Below are 19,258 nucleotides of genomic sequence, written 5' to 3' on the forward strand. Positions count from 1 at the left end.
TGCAGAGCAGAATAGCGCGGCATATCCTGTTCCCCTCCGGGGCGGTGGCCGGTTTGCTCGTGGACACAGCGAGGCCGCGCCGAGGCGGTCTCCGAAGGGAACTCTGCCGATGAAGACCGATGCCTTCTGCCACCTGCTGCCGCGCGAGTATGCCAAGCGTCTGTTCGCGATCGATGACAGCCCGGTCGCCCGCAACATCCAGAAACGGGTCAGCAACATCCCCGCGCTCGTGGACCTGGACGTGCGATTCCGGGTGATGGACGAGTTCGGCTCGGACTACCGGCAGATCATCAACACCGCTGCGCCGCCCCTCGAGGACCTCGGACCTGTCGAGCGGACAGTCGAACTCGCTCGAGTCGCCAATGACGGCATGGCGGAGATCGTCCGCGACCATCCGGACCGCTTCGCGGGGTTCTGCGCGGCCGTGTCGTTGGACGACGTCGACGCGGCGATCGCCGAGGCGGAGCGCGCGTTCGACGATCTGGGTGCCGTCGGGGTGCAGATCTACACGCATCACCACGGTGGTCCGATGGACCAGGAGCGGTTCTTCCCCTTCTACGAGGCGGTCGCCAAGCGCGGCAACAAGATGATCCAGGTGCACCCGTGCCGCGACTCCAGTTGGTCGGACTACAAGACCGAGGAGCGGTCGAAGTTCGAGATCTGGTGGACCCTGGGATGGGAGTACGACCTGTCGGCGTTCATGTCGCGGCTCGTCTTCGCCGGCATCTTCGAGCGTCTGCCGGAGATCAAGTTCCTGATCCACCACGGCGGCGCCATGATCCCGCATTTCGCGGGTCGGGTCGGACCGGGATGGGACCAGCTCGGCGCACGCACGCCCGCCGACCAGGTCGAGGACGTCACCGGGTACCCGTTGACCAAGCGGCCCATCGACTACTTCAAGAACTTCTACGTCGACACCGCCTACTTCGGGGCGGGCGACGCGATGCGGACGGCGATAAAGTTCTTCGGCGTCGATCACACCCTGTTCGGTTCCGACTCGCCCTTCGACCCCGAGAAGGGGCCCGGCTACATCCGGGCGACGATCGGGAATCTGCAGGAGATGGACATTCTCTCGGATGCCGATCGCGAAGCGATCTACCACGGCAACGTCACCAAGCTCCTGGGCCTGTGATGCGCAGCTCCAGGACCTGCAACATCCGTTCCACTCACACCCCATCAGAAACGAGGCCACAATGAAGTTCCTCACCACACGTCGGCTCGGCGGTCTCACCGCGGTCGCGCTCGCTGCCACCCTCCTCGCCGCCTGCTCATCCTCCCCGGCCCCGGCACCGGGCGGTCAGTCCGAGGACAGCGGCGACGGTGCACCCGAGAAGGCCAGCCTGACGATCGCGATCAACCCGTCGTCCCAGTTCGCGCCGATGTACTACGGCATGGAGTCGGGCATCTTCGAAGACCACGGGCTCGAACTGGAGATCGTCCCCCAGACCGACGTCGCCGCTATCGTGTCCGGCATCGCGAGCGGCACCTACGATCTCGGTTTCGCCACCGTGGTGCACGTGCTCACGGCGAACGCGAACGGCATTCCGATCCGCACCATATCCACGATCGAAGGCCAGGTCCGGCCGGACGACGAGGGCACCGTGACGATCGCCTCGGCGGCGTCGGGGATCACCGATTTCGCCGGGATGGAGGGCAAGAAGCTGGCGACCGTCGGTTTGTCGTCGCACAACACGCTGACCGCGTGGGCGCTCGCCGACGAGGCGGGGATCGACCCCAAGTCGATCGAGCTGGTACAGCTCCCGTTCGGGCAGATGGCCGCGGCGCTGGAGAACGGCGACGTCGACGCCGCCGTGATGCAGTGGCCGTTCGCGGAGGACGCGATGAAGGCCGGCGGGGTGCCCCTCGAGTACAACAACCGGGTGATGTTCCAGGACACGGCCACGACATTCTTCAACACGTCGCAGGCGTTCATCGATCAGAACCCGAATACCGTCAAGGCCTTCTCCGACGCCATGGTGGAATCCATCGAAGCGGCCACCGCGGACCCGGATGCGGCGCGCAAGGCTCTGATCCCCGGTCTCGGCCTCACTCCCGAGCAGGCCGCCGCGGCGCGCTGGAACATCGGCGGCGTTCCGCAGGTCAACCTGAAGGCTTTCGAGACGGCCAGGGAGTTCCTCCTCAAGTACAGCGAGGATGCCGCGGCGAAGTCGGCCATCGAAACGCTTGACGTGTCCACCCTGGTGTGGCCGGGCGCTCTCGAAAAGGGCTGAGCCGGCACCGACATCCCCGAGCTGACCAGAACATGAGGAGCACGATGAGCACGACAGCACGCAGTTGGGTCGCATGGGTCCTGCCTTCGCTGACCGTCCTCATCGTGCTCCTGTTCTGGCAGCTGGTGACGGTGACCGGCGTGGTCAGCCCCACCGAGTTCCCCACGATGACGGACTCACTCGCCGCCCTGTGGACGGAGCTCACATCGGCGCGGCTGTGGAGCGCCGTCGGTGCGACCCTGATCGGGTGGGTGATCGGGATGGTCATCACGATCACGCTCGGTCTCATCGTCGGCACGGCGCTCGCTTTCAACGAGTTCGCGCAACGCAGCGCGGCGCCGGTCATCGAGATCTTCAAGGCGATCCCGGCGATCGCCATCCTGCCGATCGTCATCCTCGTGGCCGGCTCCAGCCTGCAGATGAAGATCTTCCTGATCTGCTTCGCCGCGTTCTGGCCCTTCGTCATCCAGGTCATCTACGGAGTCCGTTCGATGGATCCGATCGTGCTGGACACCTCCAAGGCGCTCGGCTTGGGCGGTGTGCGCCGGTTCTTCACCGTCGTCATCCCGAGCGCGTCACCATATCTCGTGACCGGTATGCGCATCGCGTCCGCCCAGGCGCTCATCCTGGCCGTCGTCGCCGAGATCGTCGGTGGCGCTGAGGGCATCGGACGCAACATCCTGCTGGCCCAGAACACCGGCACCAGCGCGTACCCCACGATGTACGCCTACATCATCGTCGCCGGTCTGCTGGGCATCGCGCTGACCGGCGCCTTCTTCCTCATGGAGCGCAAAGTCATGCATTGGCACGAGTCTCAGCGCAACATCCGGGCATCGAACAAGGTGGCGAGCGCATGACTCGGCTCACCACGAGCGTCGTGCCCACCACGCGTCGCCGACCTGCGAAAGCGTCCAGGCATCTCGGCCGCCTCTTCCGCATCGTCACGGCGCTCTGGCTGCCCCTGCTCCTGATCGCGCTCTGGTGGATCTTCTCCGCGACGAGCCGGTCGCCGTTCTTCCCGCCGCTCCCTGACATCCTGGTCGAGACGTGGAACCAATGGGTGGTCTTCGGTGCGTGGACCAACGCGGTCTCCAGCCTGCGGAACCTTCTGTTCGGCTACGTGATCGGCGTCCTGATCGGCATCGTGGGAGGATCGCTGCTCTGGCGCCTGAAGTACCTGCGCATCGCGGTCAACCCGATCATCTACTTCCTGTACGTGCTGCCGGCACCCGCGCTGCTGCCCGCGATGATCGCGATCTTCGGTATCGGCGATATGCGGCAGGTCGCGTTGATCGCCCTGGGGTCCATCTGGCCGACCCTGCTGAACACGCTCGACGGCATGCGCGGCATCGACATCGTGAAGTTCGACACGGCCAAGGCGCTGCGGCTCGGCGGATGGCGCACCTATCGCTGGCTGGTGCTGCCGGGTGCGGCACCGCAGATCGCCGCCGGACTGCGGGCGAGCCTCACCGTCGGCATCATCCTGATGGTGGTCAGCGAAATGGTCGCGGCGCGATCCGGCATCGGCTACTTCATCCTGCAATCCCAGGCGGAGTTCGCCATCAAGAAGATGTGGACCGGAATCATCGTGCTCGCGTTGATCGGCACGCTGCTCAATTACCTGTTCGTGCTCATCGAGCGGCTCTCGCTGCGCTGGTATTACCGGTCGCGCGCGCTCGGCGGATCATAAGGAGTCCTCATGACCACCCTCACCACGACCGAGACCGTGCTCTCGGTCGACCATCTGCGCAAGATCTACAACGAAGGCACCGAGCAGGCCAACATGGCCATCGACGACGTGTCCTTCGAAGTGAACAAGGGCGAGTTCGTCTGCATCGTCGGGCCGAGCGGGGCCGGCAAGACCACGCTTCTGCGCTGCATCTCCGGACTCGCCGCCCCCAGCGCCGGCACCGTCACCTTCGAGGGACAGCGGCTGACGAACGTGCCCGACCAGCTCGGACTCGTCTTCCAGGACTACAGCCGCTCGCTGTACCCGTGGTACACGAACGGAAGGAACGTTGCGCTCCCCCTCGCGGCCCGCGGGATGCCGAAAGCGGAGCGAGCGGTCCGCGTCAGCGAGGCATTGGCCAGTGTCGGCCTGGGCCATGTCGAGAAGAAGTACCCATGGGAACTGTCCGGCGGAATGCAGCAGCGCGTGGCGATCGCCCGCGCGCTGTCCTACCGCCCGGAGCTGCTGCTCATGGACGAGCCATTCGCGTCCGTCGACGCGCAGACGCGCTTCGACCTGGAGGATCTCATCCTCAAGGTTCGTCGCGAACTGGGGATCACGCTGGTCCTCGTCACGCACGACATCGACGAGGCGATCTACCTCAGCGACCGGATCGTCGTGCTCTCCAAGAACCCGAGCGTCGTCAAAGAGGTCGTGGATGTCCCTCTGGGGGAACACCGCTCGCAGGTCGAGACGCGCTCCAGCGACCAGTTCCTCGCACTCCGCAGCCACCTGCTCTCGCTGGTCATGCCGCACGGTGCATGAACGCACGCCTCAGCTCCGATCGACTGAAGAACAGGAACACGACAATGGGATCAACAGTGTCCGACGCGATCCGGGTCACTCATCTGGATCAGGTCATCGACGGCCGGGACGTGCCCGGCGAACGTCTGATCGAGGTGCGCAATCCCGGGAGGCGTGACGAGATCGTCGGCACGGTCGTGGACGGGACGGTCGATCAGGTTGATGACGCGGTCGCGGCAGCGGTGGGCGCGTCCGCCGCGTGGGCAGCCACGGCGGTGGCGGAGCGCATTGCGCTGCTTGCCCGGGTCGGAGACGAGATCGACGCACACGCGGAGGAGCTGGCGACCCTGGTGGCGCGCGAGAACGGCAGTGTCCGCGCGATCATCCGCCGCGAACTGATCGGTGCGGCCAATGCCTTCCGCGAGGTGGGCGAAGGCCTGGCGGACAAGCTTGCCCCGCAGGATCACCCGTCGGACGCGCCAGGGCAGTTCGTGCGCATCCAGAAAGTGCCCTACGGCGTCGTGGCGTGCATCGTCCCGTGGAATGCGCCGCTGATCCTGACCGCCAACAAGATCGCGCCGGCGCTGGCGGCGGGGAACTCCATAGTGCTGAAGCCCTCGCCGTTCGCTCCGCTCGGGGTCACCACGATCGGCAGAATCGCCGCGTCGATCCTGCCGCCCGGGGTGGTCAACGTGGTCAACGGCGGAGGCGAGGTGGGCAGTACTCTCACCGGACACCGCGACGTCCGCAAGGTGTCCTTCACGGGCGGTGGCGAGACCGCGCGCCACATCATGCGCCAGGCCGCCGATTCGCTCAAAGGCGTCCATTTCGAGCTCGGGGGGAACGACCCCGCGATCGTGCTGGATGACGCCGACCTCCAGGTCAGTGTCGAGCGAATCGTCGAGTCGGCGTTCCGTCGCGCCGGGCAGGTGTGTTTCGCGGTCAAGCGGATCTACGTGCCCCGGACGCACGCCGAGGAGTTCCGTCGCCTGCTGGTCGAGCGGGTGAACGGCATCACGGTCGGTGATGCTCTGGACGAACGCTCCAGCATGGGGCCGGTGAACAACGAAGGACAGCTGACGAAGATCCGGGACCTGCTGGAGAGCACCATCGCCCAGGGCCGCGACGTCCGCGTGCTGGGCAGCAAGGTGAACCCCGAGACGTGGGAGAACGGCTACTTCGTGCTGCCCGCCCTGGTGCTGGACGCGCAGGCAGACGACGAGATCGTGCGCGAAGAGCAGTTCGGGCCGATCCTGCCGGTGATCGCTTACGACAACGAAGAGGAGGCGATCGCGATGGCCAACGACACCGAGTACGGGCTGTGCTCCTCGGTGTGGTCGCGCTCGACGGATCGTGCCCTGGTCGTGGCCTCGCGCATCGAGGCGGGAATGACGATCATCAACAACCATCTGTTCAGTCACACCGGTGTCCGGCAGATCCCCTTCGGCGGGTGGAAGCAGAGCGGTATCGGGTGGGAGGGATCGCCGCACGGCATCGACGAGTACCTCCAGTTCCACAGTGTCGATGTCCAGTCGTTTCCCGAAACGGACGGCTAGGCGGTGGCGCAACTGCCGTCGACGGCCGCCCTGCTTCTGGAAACGCTGCGCGAGGCCGGCGTCAGATACCTCTTCGCGAACTTCGGCAGTGACCATCCCGCCATCATCGAGGCGCTCGCGGCGGACCGGGAACGAGGGATCGAGGCGCCGGCCGTGGTGATCTGCCCGCACGAGTACACCGCGCTGAGTGCCGCGCACGGCTACGCGGCAGCGACAGGTGAACCCCAGGCGGTGTTCATCCACACGGACGTGGGCACGGCCAACCTGGGCGGTGCCGTGCACAACGCTGCCCGCGCCCGGGTGCCCGTCTTCATCTTCGCCGGCCTGACACCCTTCACCCTCGAGGGCGAACTCCCCGGATCCCGCAACACCCACATCAACCACCTGCAGGACGCTCCCGACCAGCACGCGCTGGTGCGTCAGTACGTCAAGTGGAACTACGACATCCGCACCGGCAGGAACGTGCCCCAGCTGGTCCACCGTGCTCTGCAGATCGCTGCCAGCGCACCCGCCGGTCCCGTGTACCTGACGGGCGCCCGAGAGGTTCTGGCAGAGGAGGTGCCCCGCCCCGAGGTCATGCCCCAGCAGTGGACGGCCATCGCGCCCGTGCCCGCGCCGCACGATCTGGTGGACGAGCTGATCCGCGACCTTCAGGCCTCGCGAACTCCGGTGATCGTGACGACCTATCTCGGTCGGTCCCAGACCTCGGTGGCCAAGCTGGTCGATGTCGCGGAGCGGCTCGGCGTGCCGGTGGTGGAGTACAACGCCGAGGTGCTGAGCTTCCCCTACGATCACCTCCTGCACCTGGGCGACGATCCGCACCCGGTGATCGCCGACGCGGACCTCATCGTCGCAATCGACACCGATGCGCCGTGGCTGGCCGGATCCGGCCGACCACGTGCCGGCAGCAAGGTCTTCGTGATCAACGAGGATCCCCTGCAGCAATCCATCCCGCTCTGGTACGTGCCGGCGGACCGCTTCATCCGCGCGGACAGCGGTGTGGTGCTGGATCAGATCCTCGCACGCCTGCCCTCCGCACCAGAGGTCGATCCACGTGCGCGGCAACGCACGGAATCGGCCGCCGTCCGCGGCCGAGAAATGCGGGAGCGCTGGCATGACGCCGTCCACGCAGATCTGGCGGCGGGCCGGCTCACTCCGGCCAGTGTGTCGCACGTGCTCGCGGGGCTGATCGACCACAACACGATCGTCCTGAACGAGGCCATCTCCGAGGCGCCCACCGTCTGGAAGCACCTGCCCAGACGCGAGGCCGGAACCGTCTTCGGTAACCGCGGCACCTCCCTGGGGTGGTCCGGCGGGGGAGCGCTCGGCGTGAAGCTCGCCAACCCCGACCGGACGGTGGTCAGCATCGTCGGTGACGGGACCTTCTTCTTCAGCGTGCCGTCATCGACCTACTGGGTCGCGGAGCGCTACGGCATCCCCGTGCTGACCGTGGTGCTGGACAACGGGGGCTGGAATGCCACGAAGCGCAATCTGACGCGCCAGCACGCCGGCCAGTCCGCCGACCGGAACGACCGGTACTGGGTCAATCTGCAGCAGAGCGCGGACTTCCCGGCGATCGCGGCTGCTGCGGGCAACGCCTGGGGAGAGACCGTGACCGAGTTCCACGCACTCCACGACGCGCTGCAGACGGGTCTGGCGAAGGTGGCGGAGGGCGTGCCCGCCGTGATCTCCGTGCGCCTCGAACCCATCTCCCGGCAGCAGGAAGACGCGCTGTAGGGGTGTCCGACGGCATCGGCCTGCGCTCCGAGCGCGGACCTGCGCTGCTGGCCCTGCTGCTGGCGACCTTTCTGATCGGCATGTCGGCGTGGGTGATCGCCACCGCTGTGCCCTCGATCGCCGCCGACATCGGCGGATTCTCGTCGTTCCCCTGGCTGTTCTCGGTGTACCTGCTCACCATGACGGTGACAGTGCCGGTCGTCTCGCGGCTGGCCGACATCGTCGGACGCAAGCGCCTCCTGGTGATCGGGATCAGCGTGTTCGTCCTGGGCTCGGTTCTGTGCGGTCTGGCGTGGAGCATGCCCTCGCTGATCGCGTTCCGCGTCGTCCAGGCGCTCGGGGGCGGTTCGATCCAGTCCCTCGCGCTCACGGTCATCGGAGACCTCTACGACCGCGAGGACCGCGCCCGCGTGCAGGGCCATATCGCGGTCACGCTCGCCGCGGCATCCGTCATCGGTCCGCTTGTGGGGGGCGCGTTCGCGATGATGGACGCGTGGCGAGTGGTCTTCCTGATCAACCTGCCGATCGGCGTGCTGACGCTCTGGCTCATTCATCGGAACGTGCACGAGCACGTCGAGCGTCGAGCGCACCGGATCGACTATGCCGGGGCGGTTCTGATCACGGCGGCACTGTCCCTGCTGGTCCTCGGTGCACTTGAGGGGGGCCGCGCCTGGAGCTGGACATCTGTCACGAGTGTGACGATCTTCGCGGTCGGCGCCGCCCTGCTGGTCGCGTTCGTCTTTCGCGAGCGGCGTGCCGCGGAGCCGATCATCCCTCTGGAGCTTTTCCAGCGCCGTCTGGTCGTCGTCATGGCGGTCCTGGGCCTGATGATGGGCGGCATCATGGTGGGCCTGAGCGCATTCGCGCCGATCTACCTGCAGGTGGCCGGGGGGGCGTCGCCGATCTGGGCGGGTGTGGCGGTCGCGGCGATGGCGTTGGGCATGCCCGCGTCATCAGCGCTGGCCGGCAGGCTGTCGCTGCGGTGGGGATTGCGCCGGACCACCGTGCTGGGAGCGATGCTCACGGCCGCGGGTGTTTCGGGGCTGGTGGTCTTCGTCGACCATCCGTCTGTCTACACGGTGGCTGCCTGTGCCGCTCTGGTGGGGATCGGTTTCGGGTTCACGACGGTGCCCGGGCTCGTGGCGCTGCAGGAAAGCGTCCCCTGGAATCAGCGCGGTATGGTCACGGGCCTCGTCACGTTCTTCCGCTCGCTCGGCCAGGTCCTCGGCGTGGCGGCGCTGGGAGCGGTCGGCACCACCATTCTCGGCGACGCGGCACGCGATCGAGACCCCCTGGTCGTGCAATCGGCCATCGGCACGGTGTTCCTGCTGATGCTGGTGTTCGCGCTCGTCCACCTGCTCGGATCCGTCGTGATGCCGCGAGCGGTCGGCACGCCCCGGGCCGGAGGCGCCCGGGTCCAGCCGTCACGCTCGGCAGCCTGAGCGGACCCGGTCGCGACGACCGCGGCGCGGTGCCGCACGACGGAGTGCAGCGCAGGCCCCAGAGGGCGGCGTCTGCGGCGAGCACCCGTGCACACGAGTCTGGACCGTCGCAGTCATCACGACGGTCCAGACACATGCGCACCACGCCCGGTGGGGGCGAGCCGTGGAGCGGGTTACTGAAGCGCCTCCACCGGAGCGAATCCGGTGCCGTTGAACGCCATGACGTTGAGGTCGCTCATCGCCGGACGTCCGTCCCTCGTGGTGTCGATCTTCCCGCCGGGCAGGAGGAACGGCGCTTCGAATCCTTCGATGGAGAGCAGCGCTTCGCGGAAGCTCTCCCGGGTCGGCTCTTCCATCTTCGTGAAGGCCTCCTCGAGGATCGACGCGCCGATCCAGCTCCACACGCACTGCGGGAATCCGGGGATGCCGTCCTGGTTGGTGTACTCGTCGATCGCGGCGAGGAACGCCTTTCCGTCCGGGCTCTCCTGGAAGGCCGGGGAGCCGGCGTTCAGGGACGACGCGGTCGTGTAGATGGCCGGGAACCGGTCGGCGACGCCCGACGGCGTGAGGTAGACGCTCGGACTGGACGTCGTCGAGGGCAGGAACCAGCTCGGGTGCCACCCCAGCGCATCTGCGCGCTGAAGGGAGCCCAGCACGAGGGGCGCAAGAGAGGACATCGCGTTGTAGAAGATGTCAGCGCCGCTGCTGGCGAGCTCGGTGATCTGCGCGGAGACGTCCATGTCGGTCGCCTCGTACGAGACCTCCTTGACGATCTCAACGTTGTCCGCGCCTTCCAGCGCCGTCTTCAGGCCCTCGACGTAGCCGTGCCCGTAGTCATCGTTCTGGTACAGGATGGCGACCTTGTGCGTGTCCGGGGATGAAGCGAGCAGTTCGCCGAAAGCCTCGCCTTCCTGCTGATACACCGGAAGCAGACCGATCTGCCAGGGGCTCTCCTCGCGATCGCTGAACAGGGGGTCTCCGGTCTGCAGAAGGACCTGCGGAACTTCTTCAGCGATCGCTGCCTCGCGCCAGGACCGGTTCGTGGGTGTGCCCAGGCTCAGCGCGGCCGCGAAGACGCCGTCACTGACCATCTGCTGGAAGTTGGTGAGCGACTTCTGCGGGTCGTAGCCGTCGTCATAGGCCTTGAACTCGACCGTGCGGGTCTTGCCATCGCCGAACGTGATGCCGCCGTCGGCGTTTCGCGCTTCGAAGTAGGCAATGGCACCGTCCACTGCGCAGTTGCCGACGCCGGCAGCACCGCCCGTGAGCGGAGAGGTCGATCCCAGCAGGAGCGTCGTGTCGGTGATGCCGGGAGACGCGACGGGACCGTCCTCGGTCCCGGTTGCGGCGGTTCCGGCCCGGGCGCACCCGGTGAGCCCGAGCGTGAGGATGCCGACGGTGGCGACGAGCGCAGTGACCCGTCGTCTCGTGGGGGTGATGTTCATGGCTGCAGTGCCTCCTGTGTCTGCCGCGACCTGCGCTGGTCGCGGTCTCGTCCGACCCTGGCCCATCCTGCGGGCAGCGTCTTGTTCGGTCAAACGAAACAAATCGATGAAGAAGAGCGCCTGAGGTGTGGTTTAGTGTGGCGGGATGGAACCTCTGACGGACATGGATGGCAGCGTCGTCCGCGGTGAGCTGACGCTGCGCCAGCTGGCCAACTTCGTGGCCGCGGCTGAGGACGGAACCATCAGCGGTGCCGCCAAGCGGCTCAGCTACTCGCCGTCCGCGATCTCCGCGTCCATCACCGAACTCGAGCGCGTGCTCGGTGCCGAACTCTGCGTCCGTCGACGAGCGCAGGGCGTGAGCCTGACATCCACCGGACGTCTCATCTTCGCTCGCGCGAAACGACTGCTCGAGGATGCCGCGGAGCTCAGCTACGCCGTCGGGGGTGGCGGAAGCGAGCTGGTCGGCCCGCTCGTGGTCGGCTGCTTCGCCACTCTGGCCCCGACCGTCCTGCCGCGACTGCTGGACGAGTACGAGAAGCTGCATCCGCGCGTGACCGTGGACTTCGTGGTCGGTGCGCAGGACGAGCTCCAGGAGGCCCTCGTCACCGGTGCCATCGACGCCGCGATCATGTACGACGTGGGCGGAATGGATGGGCTCGACCGGTTCACGCTGTACGAGGCGCGCGGATACGCACTGTTCGGTGAGCGTCACCCGCTCGCGGCCCGCGAGACGGTTCGGCTCGAAGAGGTCGCCGAGCTTCCCCTGGTGCTGTACGACCAGGAGCCCAGCACGCGCTATGCGATGTCCGTCTTCGAGGCGGGGGGTCTGACGCCGAACATCCGGCACCGCACGCATGCGTTCGAACTGACGCGGTCGCTCGTTGCCAGATCCACCACCGACTACGCCGTCCTGGTCCAACGGCCGGCGAACAAGCTCAGCTACGAGGGTCTGCCGATCGTCGAGAAGGAGATCACGCCGCCGCCCCCGGCAGTGCCGGTCGTTCTCGCGCGGTCGCGCGGCGTGGAGGTGTCCTCCCGGGTCCGGGCTCTGGCCGACCTGGTACGTCGGCATTATCCGGGGTCCGACTAATACGACTGAAGTGTGCATATTGCGCAGATTCATTCGTTTGACCGCATAAGGCGCTCCGACTCAGGATGGTGCCATCAACGACGATCGCGGCCGACTCGGCGCCGCGGGACAGGCGACTGCAATGGACACCCACACTGTCGATATCGAAGACCGGACCGGCGTACGCCCCGCGCCCCCCACGACGCTCACGCCCGATGACCTGCTGATCGCAGCGGAGGGGATGATCCCGATGCTGCGCGATCGGGCGGCGGAGGTCGACAGCGAACGCCGGATCCACCAGGACACCTACCGCCGACTCGGCGACGCGGGCTTCTTCCACGTGCTCAAGCCGAAGAAGTACGGCGGTCTCGAACTCAGCGAGCACGAGCACGCCAGGATCGCGATGACGCTGGCGCGCGGGTGCGCCTCCACCGCCTGGATCTTCTCCATCCTGAGTTCGGACAACATGGCGATCGTCGCCTACCCCGAAGAGGTCCAGGACGAGATCTGGGGCACGGACACGTACGCGACGCTGGCGGGCAACACCAACCTCAACCCCAAGGCCACTGCTACGCGGGTACCCGGCGGTTACCGCCTCACCGGGCAGTGGGGGTTCTGCAGCGGCTCCGATTTCTCCGAGTGGCTGATCTTCAACGCTCCTGTGGGCGATGACGGCGAGGGCCACATGTTCATCGTGCCGAGGGAGGAGACCGTCACGATCGACGACTGGTTCCCCACCGGCATGCGTGGCACCGGCAGCCGGAGCATGGCCGTCGAGGACGTCTTCGTGCCCGAGCATCGAGTGCAGGCGACCAAGGGCACCGTTCGCAAGCTCAAGGAGCGCCGTTCACTGCACCCGACGTTCGAGACGATGTGGGCGACCTGGCCGTCGAACGGCCGTTTCCCGTTCGCCAGCTGCGCGGTCGGTGCAGCGTGGGGCGCAGCCGAGCATTTCGCGGAGACCGCCGGCACCAGCACGAGGGTCGCCAACGCCCTGGGCGGAACCGTGCGCCTGGCCGATCAGGACTACGTCGCCAGTGAGTTCGCCCAGGCGCAGGGTGACATCGAGATGGCGCGGCTGCTGGTCGAGAGGCGCAGCCTGGAAGCCTCCGAGCGCGCGCGGCAGCGCGTGGAATCGGCCGAGTCCGACGTCGCCCGCGAGATGCGCGATAACGCGCTGGTCACCCGCACCTCGTTGCGCGCCGTGCAGCAGATCTTCTCGCTCGTCGGCGCGAGGGCCGGAAACGCCGCCCATCCGGTATCCCGAGCCAAACGCGACATCGAGATGATCTCCCACCACGTCACACTGAACTGGCGGCAGGCGGCCGTCCGCTTCCTCGCCTCGCAGTCATGATCGCTCCAGACGAGTTCAAGTCGGCGTTCCGGCTGCATCCGAGCGGCGTCGCACTGATCACCGCGAACGTGGGTGGCACGCAGGTCGCACTCACCGCATCTTCGGTGTCCGCGGTCAGTGCCGAGCCTCCGCTGGTGATGTTCTCGATCTCGGTGATCTCGTCGAGTGCCGACGTGCTCAAGCGGGCGGATGCGGTGATCATTCACCTGCTCACCGCGGGGAATCTGGATCTGGCCATGCTGGGCGCCGCAAGCGGCGTGGACCGGTTCGCGGACGAGACCCGCTGGAGCCGGCTGCCCACCGGCGAACCGGTCTTCGCTGAAGCCGGGGTCTGGCTCCGTGCCCGGATCATCCACCGTATCGATGCGGGTGGTTCGACGGTGTTCGTCGCCGAGGCCGTGGACGCGAGCGTCTCGGACCGATCGGTCGACGACGACGGGCTGGTCTACCGCAACCGCGCCTGGCACCGCATCGGGATCCACTCCCTCGCGGACCCGGCTCGGCTCGCCGGCTGAGACCGGGAGACGGCGGCGAGGACCTCGCACGAGAGAACCCCCCGGCCGGACGGCGCGGGGGGTTCCCTCATCGAGACGGTCTACTTGAACGCGTCCTTGACGTTCTCGCCGGCCTTCTTGAAGTTGGCCTTCGTCTGGTCGGCTTCGCCTTCGCGCTCAAGGCTTTCGTCGTTCGTTCCCTTGCCGACAGCCTCTTTGGCCTTGCCGGCCACGTCTTCGGCTGCGTTCTTGATCTTGTCGTCGAGTCCCATTGCGATTCCTTCCATGCGAAATCCGGGTGTCTCCCGTGCCTTCCACGGTACGTCGCCGGCGCGCGGGGGAAAGGGGGCTCGCGCACGACGGTCGGCTGTGCTATCCGAGTTGCGCTCGGGCTCGCGAGGGCGACGCACCCCCGACCGTCAGTGCGGAAGGGGCGCTGTCGCGCTCATTTCGAGGGCCGGAAACGCGCGCAGCACCATGTCCACCAGTCGCTCAAGCGGGCGGGTGAGCGGGTCGGTGACGGGCATGCCCAGCTCGAGTTCGTACTCGTCGATGACTGTCCCGACCTCGGCGTCGCTCATGTGCTCGTGATTGATGGTGACGCCGATGACCCGGGTGTCGGCGAACGCCTCGATGAGCGCGATCTCGCTCGCGACGGTCGGCATCGGAAGCATCGGGAAATCTCCCAGCGTCGTGCGTTTGGGTGCGTGCTGCACGATGACACCCGCCGGGCGGCTGCCGCGCAGGATGTATGCCGACGTCAGGTAGGCGGGGTGGCTGAGCGCTCCCTGGCCCTCGACCACGATGACGTCGGGATGCTCGCCCTCGTATGCCGCGACGACCTGATTCTCCACTTCGCCGGAGCAGAACTGCGGGACCATGGCGTCCAGGGCGACCCCGTACCTGCCGCCCTGAATGAGCGTGGTCTGGCCGGTGCCGACCAACACGGCGTTGATGCCTCGGGCGTTGAGCGACTGCACCAGCAGAGTCGCGGTGGTGCGCTTGCCGATCGCTCCGTCCGTGCCCAGGACGGCGATCCGCGGGCACGGCACATCGAAGATGCGGCCGGAGAACTGGTGGAGGTCCTGCTTGGCCTTCGGGCGGCGCACGTCGGTGATCGTCACATCGGCCAGGAGCGCGGCCGCGGCGAACTCGATGTCGTCGTTGAGGAACTCGTGCAGGCCGTTGATGATGTGCATGCCCCGCGCAATGCCCTCCAGCAGCACGACCCGCTGCGCGGCCGACAGAAGACCGGACGCGGGCGCGATGCCGCAGATGAGGTAGTCCGGCACGCGTCCGGCGAAGGCGATCGCTTCTGTCAGGTCGGCCAGCACCGCGATCCCGTTGGCCACGCCGTCCAGATGAAGCCCGCCGTCGACCCCGGCCAGCGTGCTGTCGATGACGCTGAGGATCTCGTACCGCTCGGAGTGGCGCACGAGGCCGTTGGCGGTCTTGCCGTCCTGCTGACCGAATTGACCCTCGCAGTAGACGACGGCGGTGGTTCCGGAGGGCAGCGAAGCTGCGGTGGGTTCGGAACGGGGGACAGACGGGAGCATGGGATTCCTCTGAGTGATTCAGAGGAGGCGACGGAATCGTGGCCGGACGGATGCCCAACGGTCAACGAGAAGTCTTCCCTGATCCGGCGTTTGCCGGTACTGTCACGATACCTCTCGCGCCGGGATGCACGGCACGACCCGGTTCCCGGTGTCCCGGACGCCCTCAGCCTGATGGCGGGTCGGCACGGTGCAGAGGCGGCGGGGTCACGCGCGGAGTCCGGCCTCGCGCCGCCGGGGGAGCAGGAAGCGGCCGAGGAACTCCTCCAGTTCATCCAGGCCGTCCAGCGGGAGCACGTGCGCCACGTACTGGTCGGGGCGCACCAGAACGAGGCAGCCCTGGTCGCGGTCGATTCCGCGCGCGGCGAAGATATCGCCCTCTCTGACGGACGGCGCGAACGCTTTGTCGTAGTCGGCCAGCCCGTACCTGCCCTTATGCGGACGCAGCAGCTCGGGCAGGCTCGTCGGCTCGACCTCGCGATGGCTGTGCTGAAGGATGCCGCGCACGTCGATGACCGCATCGATGTCAGCCCCGGGCGAGGTGAAGCGGGTGGCGGGACCTTCGATCCACCGCTCGGCGAATCGGCGCAGGCGTGAGGAGGGATCCGTGATCGGCGGCCTATCGCCGAATGCGTAGAGCCGCCAGCGGCCGTCTGCGCGATGGAGGTGGCCGAGCTGAAGCGGCTCGGCATCCGCGATGCGAGCGACCGGGGCGGAGTGGAATCGCCGGCCGATCGGGAACCCGGCCGCGAGGTGCTGCCACTGGGGGCCGCCGGTGAGCAGCGCGGGCGGGTACTGCGTGGCCGTGCCGGCGGTGTACCGGCCCTGCTTCTGGAAGTGGTTCTGCAGCGCATCCGGGTCCACGCCCTCGCCGGAGACGGCATCCAGGGGTTTCGCGCTCATCATGGCGGCCCACTCCTTGTCGAAGTCGATCAGGTCCTGCGCGACGGCCTGGCGCTCGGCCGAATACGTGTGCAGGAGCTCGGGGTCGCTGCGGCCCTCGAGCACGGCGGCGAGCTTCCAGCCGAGGTTGAAAGCGTCCTGCATCGACACGTTCATGCCCTGTCCGGCTTTCGGGCTGTGCGTGTGGCAGGCGTCGCCGGCGACGAAGACCCGGGGGAGCCGGGTCGCGACCTCGTCCTCGGGCACATCGTCGAACTTGTCCGTGAGTCGCTGGCCGATCTCGTAGACCGACCACCAGACGATCTCCCGCGCGTCGAGCGTGTGCGGGTGCAGAATGCGGCGGGCGGCCGCGATCAGGTCGTCCGAGGTGATGGCGCGACCGGCCACTCGTTCGCCGGGCTCCAGCTCGTCCATCTCGATGTAGAAGCGGACCAGGTAGCCACCCTCGCGCGGGATGATGATCATGTTGCCCGAGTCGCGGGATTGGATGACCGACTTGAAGCGGATATCCGGGTAGTCGGTCACCGCCAGTGCGTCCATGACGCCCCACGCCTGGTTGGCCGAGTCGCCGCGCAGGACGCGTCCGATCGACTGCCGCACGGTGCTGCGCGCGCCGTCGCACCCGACCACGTAACGTGCGCGCAGCGTGCTCTCCGCGCCGGTGTTTACATCGCGTGTCCGGACGAGGACCGGGTAGTCGGCGGCGTCCGTCACCTCCACCGCGAGCACCTCGACGCCGTACTCGGGTTCCAGGCGCCGCGGCGCGGTCCGCATCTTCTCCAGCAGGAAATCCTGCACGCGCGCCTGGTTCAAGATGACGTGCGGGAACTCGGACAGTCCCTCCTCGACATCCTCGATCCGCCCGCTGCGCACGATGCGGGAGCCGTCGGTCGGGTCCGGTCGCCAGAAGACGGTCTCGGTGATCTGCGCGGCCTCTTTCAACACGCGGTCGGCGATGTCGAACGCCTCGAACATCTCGACCGAGCGACACGCGACGCCGTCGGCCTGCCCCAGTTCGAGCGGACCGCCCCGCCGCTCGAGGATGCGGGTTCGGATGCCGGGAAAGGCGGCCAGCTGGGCGCCCAGAACGCAGCCCGCGGGGCCGGTGCCCACGATCAGAACGTCGACGCGGTCGTCGCCGTGCGGCGCGTGCGTCGAGGCCGGGTCAGCGGGCAGGATCGCGGGGTCGCCGCTGTGGAAGCCGTTCAGATACGCCTGCATCGTTGCTCCTTCGCGCCGGGTCGCACCGGTCAGACCGACCCGAGAAAATAGTACGTATACGGAGGATATCCTCGACCCGGAAGGGAGCGCAAGGGGCAGCCAGCGCCCCGGGGCCCCGCCCGGATCAGTACCCGGCGACGTACGCGACCGGAACCAGCAGCGCCAGGAGCCTCTCGCGATCGCGCCGGTCGAGGGGCTCCATCAGTCGCTCCTGAACGGCCGTGACCCGGGGCGTGAATCCGCGCGCGGCTTCCTCGCCTGCACGGCTCAGCGAGAGCACTCGGCGGCGACCGTCCGCGGCATCCCGTTCCCGGGTGATCCAGCCGCGGCGTGCCAGACGCTGCACGAGGTCGGCGGCCGTGGACTTGTCCAGCGCGGCTTCGTCGCCGAGCTGGCGCTGGCTGATCGATGGGTGGGCGGCCAGCACATGGAGGGCGGCATACTGCGGCCCGGTCAGTTCGCGATCGAACTCCACGGCGAACAGGGCGGTGTGCACCTGCTGCGCACGCCGGAGCAGATGGCCGGGGATGTGCAGCGGGGAGTATCCGCCACCCTGCGTCTGCGGATCCACGCGCGCAGTGCGTCGCAGCAGGTCGGTGAACTCGCCACGCTCCTCGTCCGGAAGCGGTGCGAGCAGTCGGTCCTGCACGCGCTGGACCTTGGTGCGCAGCAGTGTGAGTGCCTCGACCGCGCGCGCCGCGGGAGTGAGGATATCCCGCCGCGCATCGGACGGGCTTCGTTCCCGGGCGACCCAGCCCCGTCCGGTCAGGCGGGCGACGATGTCCATCGTGGTGGACGTGTCCAGGGATGCCGCCTCGGACACCTCGCGCTGGTCGGCGCCGGGCGTGGCGGCTATCGCCGCGAGGACCGCATACTGCGGGCTCGTCGGATCGCTGCCGACCTCGTCCAGCCAGTACGCGTTGTGCACCTGCTGGGCGCGCCGCAGCAGGTGACCGCAGACGCTCGTGAGGCCGACGGAGTCCGGATGCCGCGTCTGCAGATCGCTCATCGTCGTTCCTCCCGGCACCGTCGTGTCAGGATACCGAGCGATCCGGCCAGGCGGCGCCCGGGCAGCGCGTAGGCTCGGGCGCTATGGCATCCGGCGCGACGATCCACACTTTCACGGTGCAACTGGCGGATGTGGATCGCGGCGTCTACGACGAACTGCCCCTTCGGGTGGCCCGCCACCCGTCCGAGACCGCCGCGTTCATGATGACCCGAGTGCTGGCCTACTGCCTGGAGTTCGAGGAGGGCATCGCATTCGGCGAGGGCATCTCCACGACGGACGAGCCGGCAGTGCTCGTACGGGACGCGACCGGACGGCTCACCGGGTGGATCGAAGTCGGTGCGCCGGACGCCGCGCGGCTGCACTACGGGAGCAAGCTCGCCGACCGGACCGCGATCTACACGCACCGCGATCCGGTCAAGGTGCTCGCACCGTGGGCGGGCAAGCGGATCCACAACGCCGAGGCCATCACGCTGCACAGCTTCGACCCCGGCTTCATCGACTCTGCCGTCGCCGTCCTGGAGCGGCGCAATACGATGACGCTGTCGATCACGGAGCGACAGCTCTACCTCGACCTGAACGGATCGACCCTGACCTCGACGGTCCACGACCACCGGCTGGAGTGACAGCGCCCGCCGTGCGCGCGCGTCCTTCGGCGTCCCGGCATCCGCCCTGTTCACTTGCCCTGTGTGTACGTCACTGAGTGCCCTTCGCGTGCACACAGGGCAAGTGAATCGGAGGAGGCAGGCAAACCGGGCGCGGGGGCAGCGGGGC

The 19,258-nt window shown here is 67.6% G+C and carries 17 protein-coding genes; 12 read left to right on the forward strand and 5 right to left on the reverse strand.

All coding sequences use genetic code 11. The features are described 5' to 3' along the window. Nucleotides 1-109 precede the first annotated feature (109 nt). The 8 genes from NQ152_RS12330 (at nt 110) to NQ152_RS12365 (ending at nt 9,439) form a co-directional block, all read left to right on the forward strand. Complete coding sequence (locus NQ152_RS12330) at nt 110-1,132, forward strand: amidohydrolase family protein (protein WP_257524188.1); 1,023 nt, start codon at nt 110-112, stop codon at nt 1,130-1,132. A 61-nt stretch (nt 1,133-1,193) separates the two neighbouring features. After that, nucleotides 1,194-2,231, forward strand: coding sequence for an ABC transporter substrate-binding protein (locus tag NQ152_RS12335; RefSeq protein WP_257524189.1), 1,038 nt, complete (start codon nt 1,194-1,196; stop codon nt 2,229-2,231). A gap of 44 nt (nt 2,232-2,275) precedes the next feature. Continuing rightward, on the forward strand, nt 2,276-3,088 hold the full coding sequence (locus NQ152_RS12340) for an ABC transporter permease (protein WP_257524190.1): 813 nt from the start codon (nt 2,276-2,278) through the stop codon (nt 3,086-3,088). Continuing rightward, nucleotides 3,085-3,921, forward strand: coding sequence for an ABC transporter permease (locus tag NQ152_RS12345; protein ID WP_257524193.1), 837 nt, complete (start codon nt 3,085-3,087; stop codon nt 3,919-3,921). The genes NQ152_RS12340 and NQ152_RS12345 overlap by 4 nt, the downstream gene beginning before the upstream one ends. Nucleotides 3,922-3,930: 9 nt before the next feature. Further along, nucleotides 3,931-4,725, forward strand: a complete 795-nt coding sequence (locus tag NQ152_RS12350; RefSeq protein ID WP_257524194.1) for an ABC transporter ATP-binding protein — start codon at nt 3,931-3,933, stop codon at nt 4,723-4,725. 44 nt (nt 4,726-4,769) lie between these two features. Then, nucleotides 4,770-6,260 carry an aldehyde dehydrogenase family protein gene (locus tag NQ152_RS12355; protein WP_257524195.1) on the forward strand — a complete coding sequence of 497 codons (1,491 nt, stop codon included), beginning with the start codon at nt 4,770-4,772 and terminating at the stop codon, nt 6,258-6,260. Between the two features lie 3 nt (nt 6,261-6,263). Further along, on the forward strand, nt 6,264-7,997 hold the full coding sequence (locus NQ152_RS12360; protein ID WP_257524196.1) for a thiamine pyrophosphate-requiring protein: 1,734 nt from the start codon (nt 6,264-6,266) through the stop codon (nt 7,995-7,997). A 2-nt stretch (nt 7,998-7,999) separates the two neighbouring features. Continuing rightward, complete coding sequence (locus tag NQ152_RS12365) at nt 8,000-9,439, forward strand: MFS transporter (protein ID WP_257524197.1); 1,440 nt, start codon at nt 8,000-8,002, stop codon at nt 9,437-9,439. Between the two features lie 173 nt (nt 9,440-9,612). Here NQ152_RS12365 and NQ152_RS12370 read toward each other — a convergent pair whose 3' ends face one another. Continuing rightward, nucleotides 9,613-10,884, reverse strand: a complete 1,272-nt coding sequence (locus NQ152_RS12370) for an ABC transporter substrate-binding protein (RefSeq protein ID WP_257503221.1) — start codon at nt 10,882-10,884, stop codon at nt 9,613-9,615. 145 nt (nt 10,885-11,029) lie between these two features. On the opposite strand from NQ152_RS12370, the gene NQ152_RS12375 reads away from it, so the two are divergent. The 3 genes from NQ152_RS12375 (at nt 11,030) to NQ152_RS12385 (ending at nt 13,822) form a co-directional block, all read left to right on the forward strand. Then, nucleotides 11,030-11,974 carry a LysR family transcriptional regulator gene (locus NQ152_RS12375; protein WP_257524198.1) on the forward strand — a complete coding sequence of 315 codons (945 nt, stop codon included), beginning with the start codon at nt 11,030-11,032 and terminating at the stop codon, nt 11,972-11,974. 121 nt (nt 11,975-12,095) lie between these two features. Then, nucleotides 12,096-13,307: an acyl-CoA dehydrogenase family protein gene (locus NQ152_RS12380; RefSeq protein WP_257524199.1), complete on the forward strand. Its 1,212-nt coding sequence runs from the start codon at nt 12,096-12,098 to the stop codon at nt 13,305-13,307. Further along, nucleotides 13,304-13,822: a flavin reductase family protein gene (locus NQ152_RS12385; protein WP_257524200.1), complete on the forward strand. Its 519-nt coding sequence runs from the start codon at nt 13,304-13,306 to the stop codon at nt 13,820-13,822. The genes NQ152_RS12380 and NQ152_RS12385 overlap by 4 nt, the downstream gene beginning before the upstream one ends. A gap of 80 nt (nt 13,823-13,902) precedes the next feature. Here NQ152_RS12385 and NQ152_RS12390 read toward each other — a convergent pair whose 3' ends face one another. The 4 genes from NQ152_RS12390 to NQ152_RS12405 all read right to left on the reverse strand — a co-directional run bounded on the left by NQ152_RS12390 (nt 13,903) and on the right by NQ152_RS12405 (nt 18,487). Further along, the gene (locus NQ152_RS12390; RefSeq protein ID WP_257503249.1) at nt 13,903-14,073 is read right to left on the reverse strand and encodes a CsbD family protein; all 171 of its coding nucleotides are present in this window, start codon (nt 14,071-14,073) and stop codon (nt 13,903-13,905) included. 147 nt (nt 14,074-14,220) lie between these two features. After that, on the reverse strand, nt 14,221-15,357 hold the full coding sequence (locus tag NQ152_RS12395; protein ID WP_257524201.1) for a DUF1611 domain-containing protein: 1,137 nt from the start codon (nt 15,355-15,357) through the stop codon (nt 14,221-14,223). A 204-nt stretch (nt 15,358-15,561) separates the two neighbouring features. Further along, nucleotides 15,562-17,478, reverse strand: a complete 1,917-nt coding sequence (locus NQ152_RS12400) for an FAD-dependent monooxygenase (RefSeq protein WP_257524202.1) — start codon at nt 17,476-17,478, stop codon at nt 15,562-15,564. A 124-nt stretch (nt 17,479-17,602) separates the two neighbouring features. Continuing rightward, nucleotides 17,603-18,487: a MarR family winged helix-turn-helix transcriptional regulator gene (locus NQ152_RS12405; RefSeq protein ID WP_257524203.1), complete on the reverse strand. Its 885-nt coding sequence runs from the start codon at nt 18,485-18,487 to the stop codon at nt 17,603-17,605. Between the two features lie 83 nt (nt 18,488-18,570). Between NQ152_RS12405 and NQ152_RS12410 the strand changes: the two genes are divergently transcribed. After that, a complete protein-coding gene (locus NQ152_RS12410; RefSeq protein WP_257524204.1) occupies nt 18,571-19,110 on the forward strand; it encodes a YaeQ family protein in 540 nt (179 codons plus the stop codon). The last annotated feature ends 148 nt before the right edge of the window (nt 19,111-19,258 follow it).

Origin of the sequence: Microbacterium sp. zg.B48, assembly GCF_024623505.1 — a bacterium.
Taxonomy (GTDB): domain Bacteria; phylum Actinomycetota; class Actinomycetes; order Actinomycetales; family Microbacteriaceae; genus Microbacterium.

Bases quoted from the DNA above. Each gene is read 5' to 3' on its own strand.
- NQ152_RS12350 (WP_257524194.1), top strand. From the start codon at position 3,931: ATGACCACCCTCACCACGACCGAGACCGTGCTCTCGGTCGACCATCTG.
- NQ152_RS12380 (WP_257524199.1), top strand. From the start codon at position 12,096: ATGGACACCCACACTGTCGATATCGAAGACCGGACCGGCGTACGCCCC.
- NQ152_RS12375 (WP_257524198.1), top strand. From the start codon at position 11,030: ATGGAACCTCTGACGGACATGGATGGCAGCGTCGTCCGCGGTGAGCTG.
- NQ152_RS12410 (WP_257524204.1), top strand. From the start codon at position 18,571: ATGGCATCCGGCGCGACGATCCACACTTTCACGGTGCAACTGGCGGAT.
- NQ152_RS12390 (WP_257503249.1), bottom strand. From the start codon at position 14,073: ATGGGACTCGACGACAAGATCAAGAACGCAGCCGAAGACGTGGCCGGC.
- NQ152_RS12395 (WP_257524201.1), bottom strand. From the start codon at position 15,357: ATGCTCCCGTCTGTCCCCCGTTCCGAACCCACCGCAGCTTCGCTGCCC.
- NQ152_RS12400 (WP_257524202.1), bottom strand. From the start codon at position 17,478: ATGCAGGCGTATCTGAACGGCTTCCACAGCGGCGACCCCGCGATCCTG.
- NQ152_RS12335 (WP_257524189.1), top strand. From the start codon at position 1,194: ATGAAGTTCCTCACCACACGTCGGCTCGGCGGTCTCACCGCGGTCGCG.
- NQ152_RS12355 (WP_257524195.1), top strand. From the start codon at position 4,770: ATGGGATCAACAGTGTCCGACGCGATCCGGGTCACTCATCTGGATCAG.
- NQ152_RS12340 (WP_257524190.1), top strand. From the start codon at position 2,276: ATGAGCACGACAGCACGCAGTTGGGTCGCATGGGTCCTGCCTTCGCTG.
- NQ152_RS12405 (WP_257524203.1), bottom strand. From the start codon at position 18,487: ATGAGCGATCTGCAGACGCGGCATCCGGACTCCGTCGGCCTCACGAGC.
- NQ152_RS12370 (WP_257503221.1), bottom strand. From the start codon at position 10,884: ATGAACATCACCCCCACGAGACGACGGGTCACTGCGCTCGTCGCCACC.
- NQ152_RS12385 (WP_257524200.1), top strand. From the start codon at position 13,304: ATGATCGCTCCAGACGAGTTCAAGTCGGCGTTCCGGCTGCATCCGAGC.
- NQ152_RS12330 (WP_257524188.1), top strand. From the start codon at position 110: ATGAAGACCGATGCCTTCTGCCACCTGCTGCCGCGCGAGTATGCCAAG.
- NQ152_RS12345 (WP_257524193.1), top strand. From the start codon at position 3,085: ATGACTCGGCTCACCACGAGCGTCGTGCCCACCACGCGTCGCCGACCT.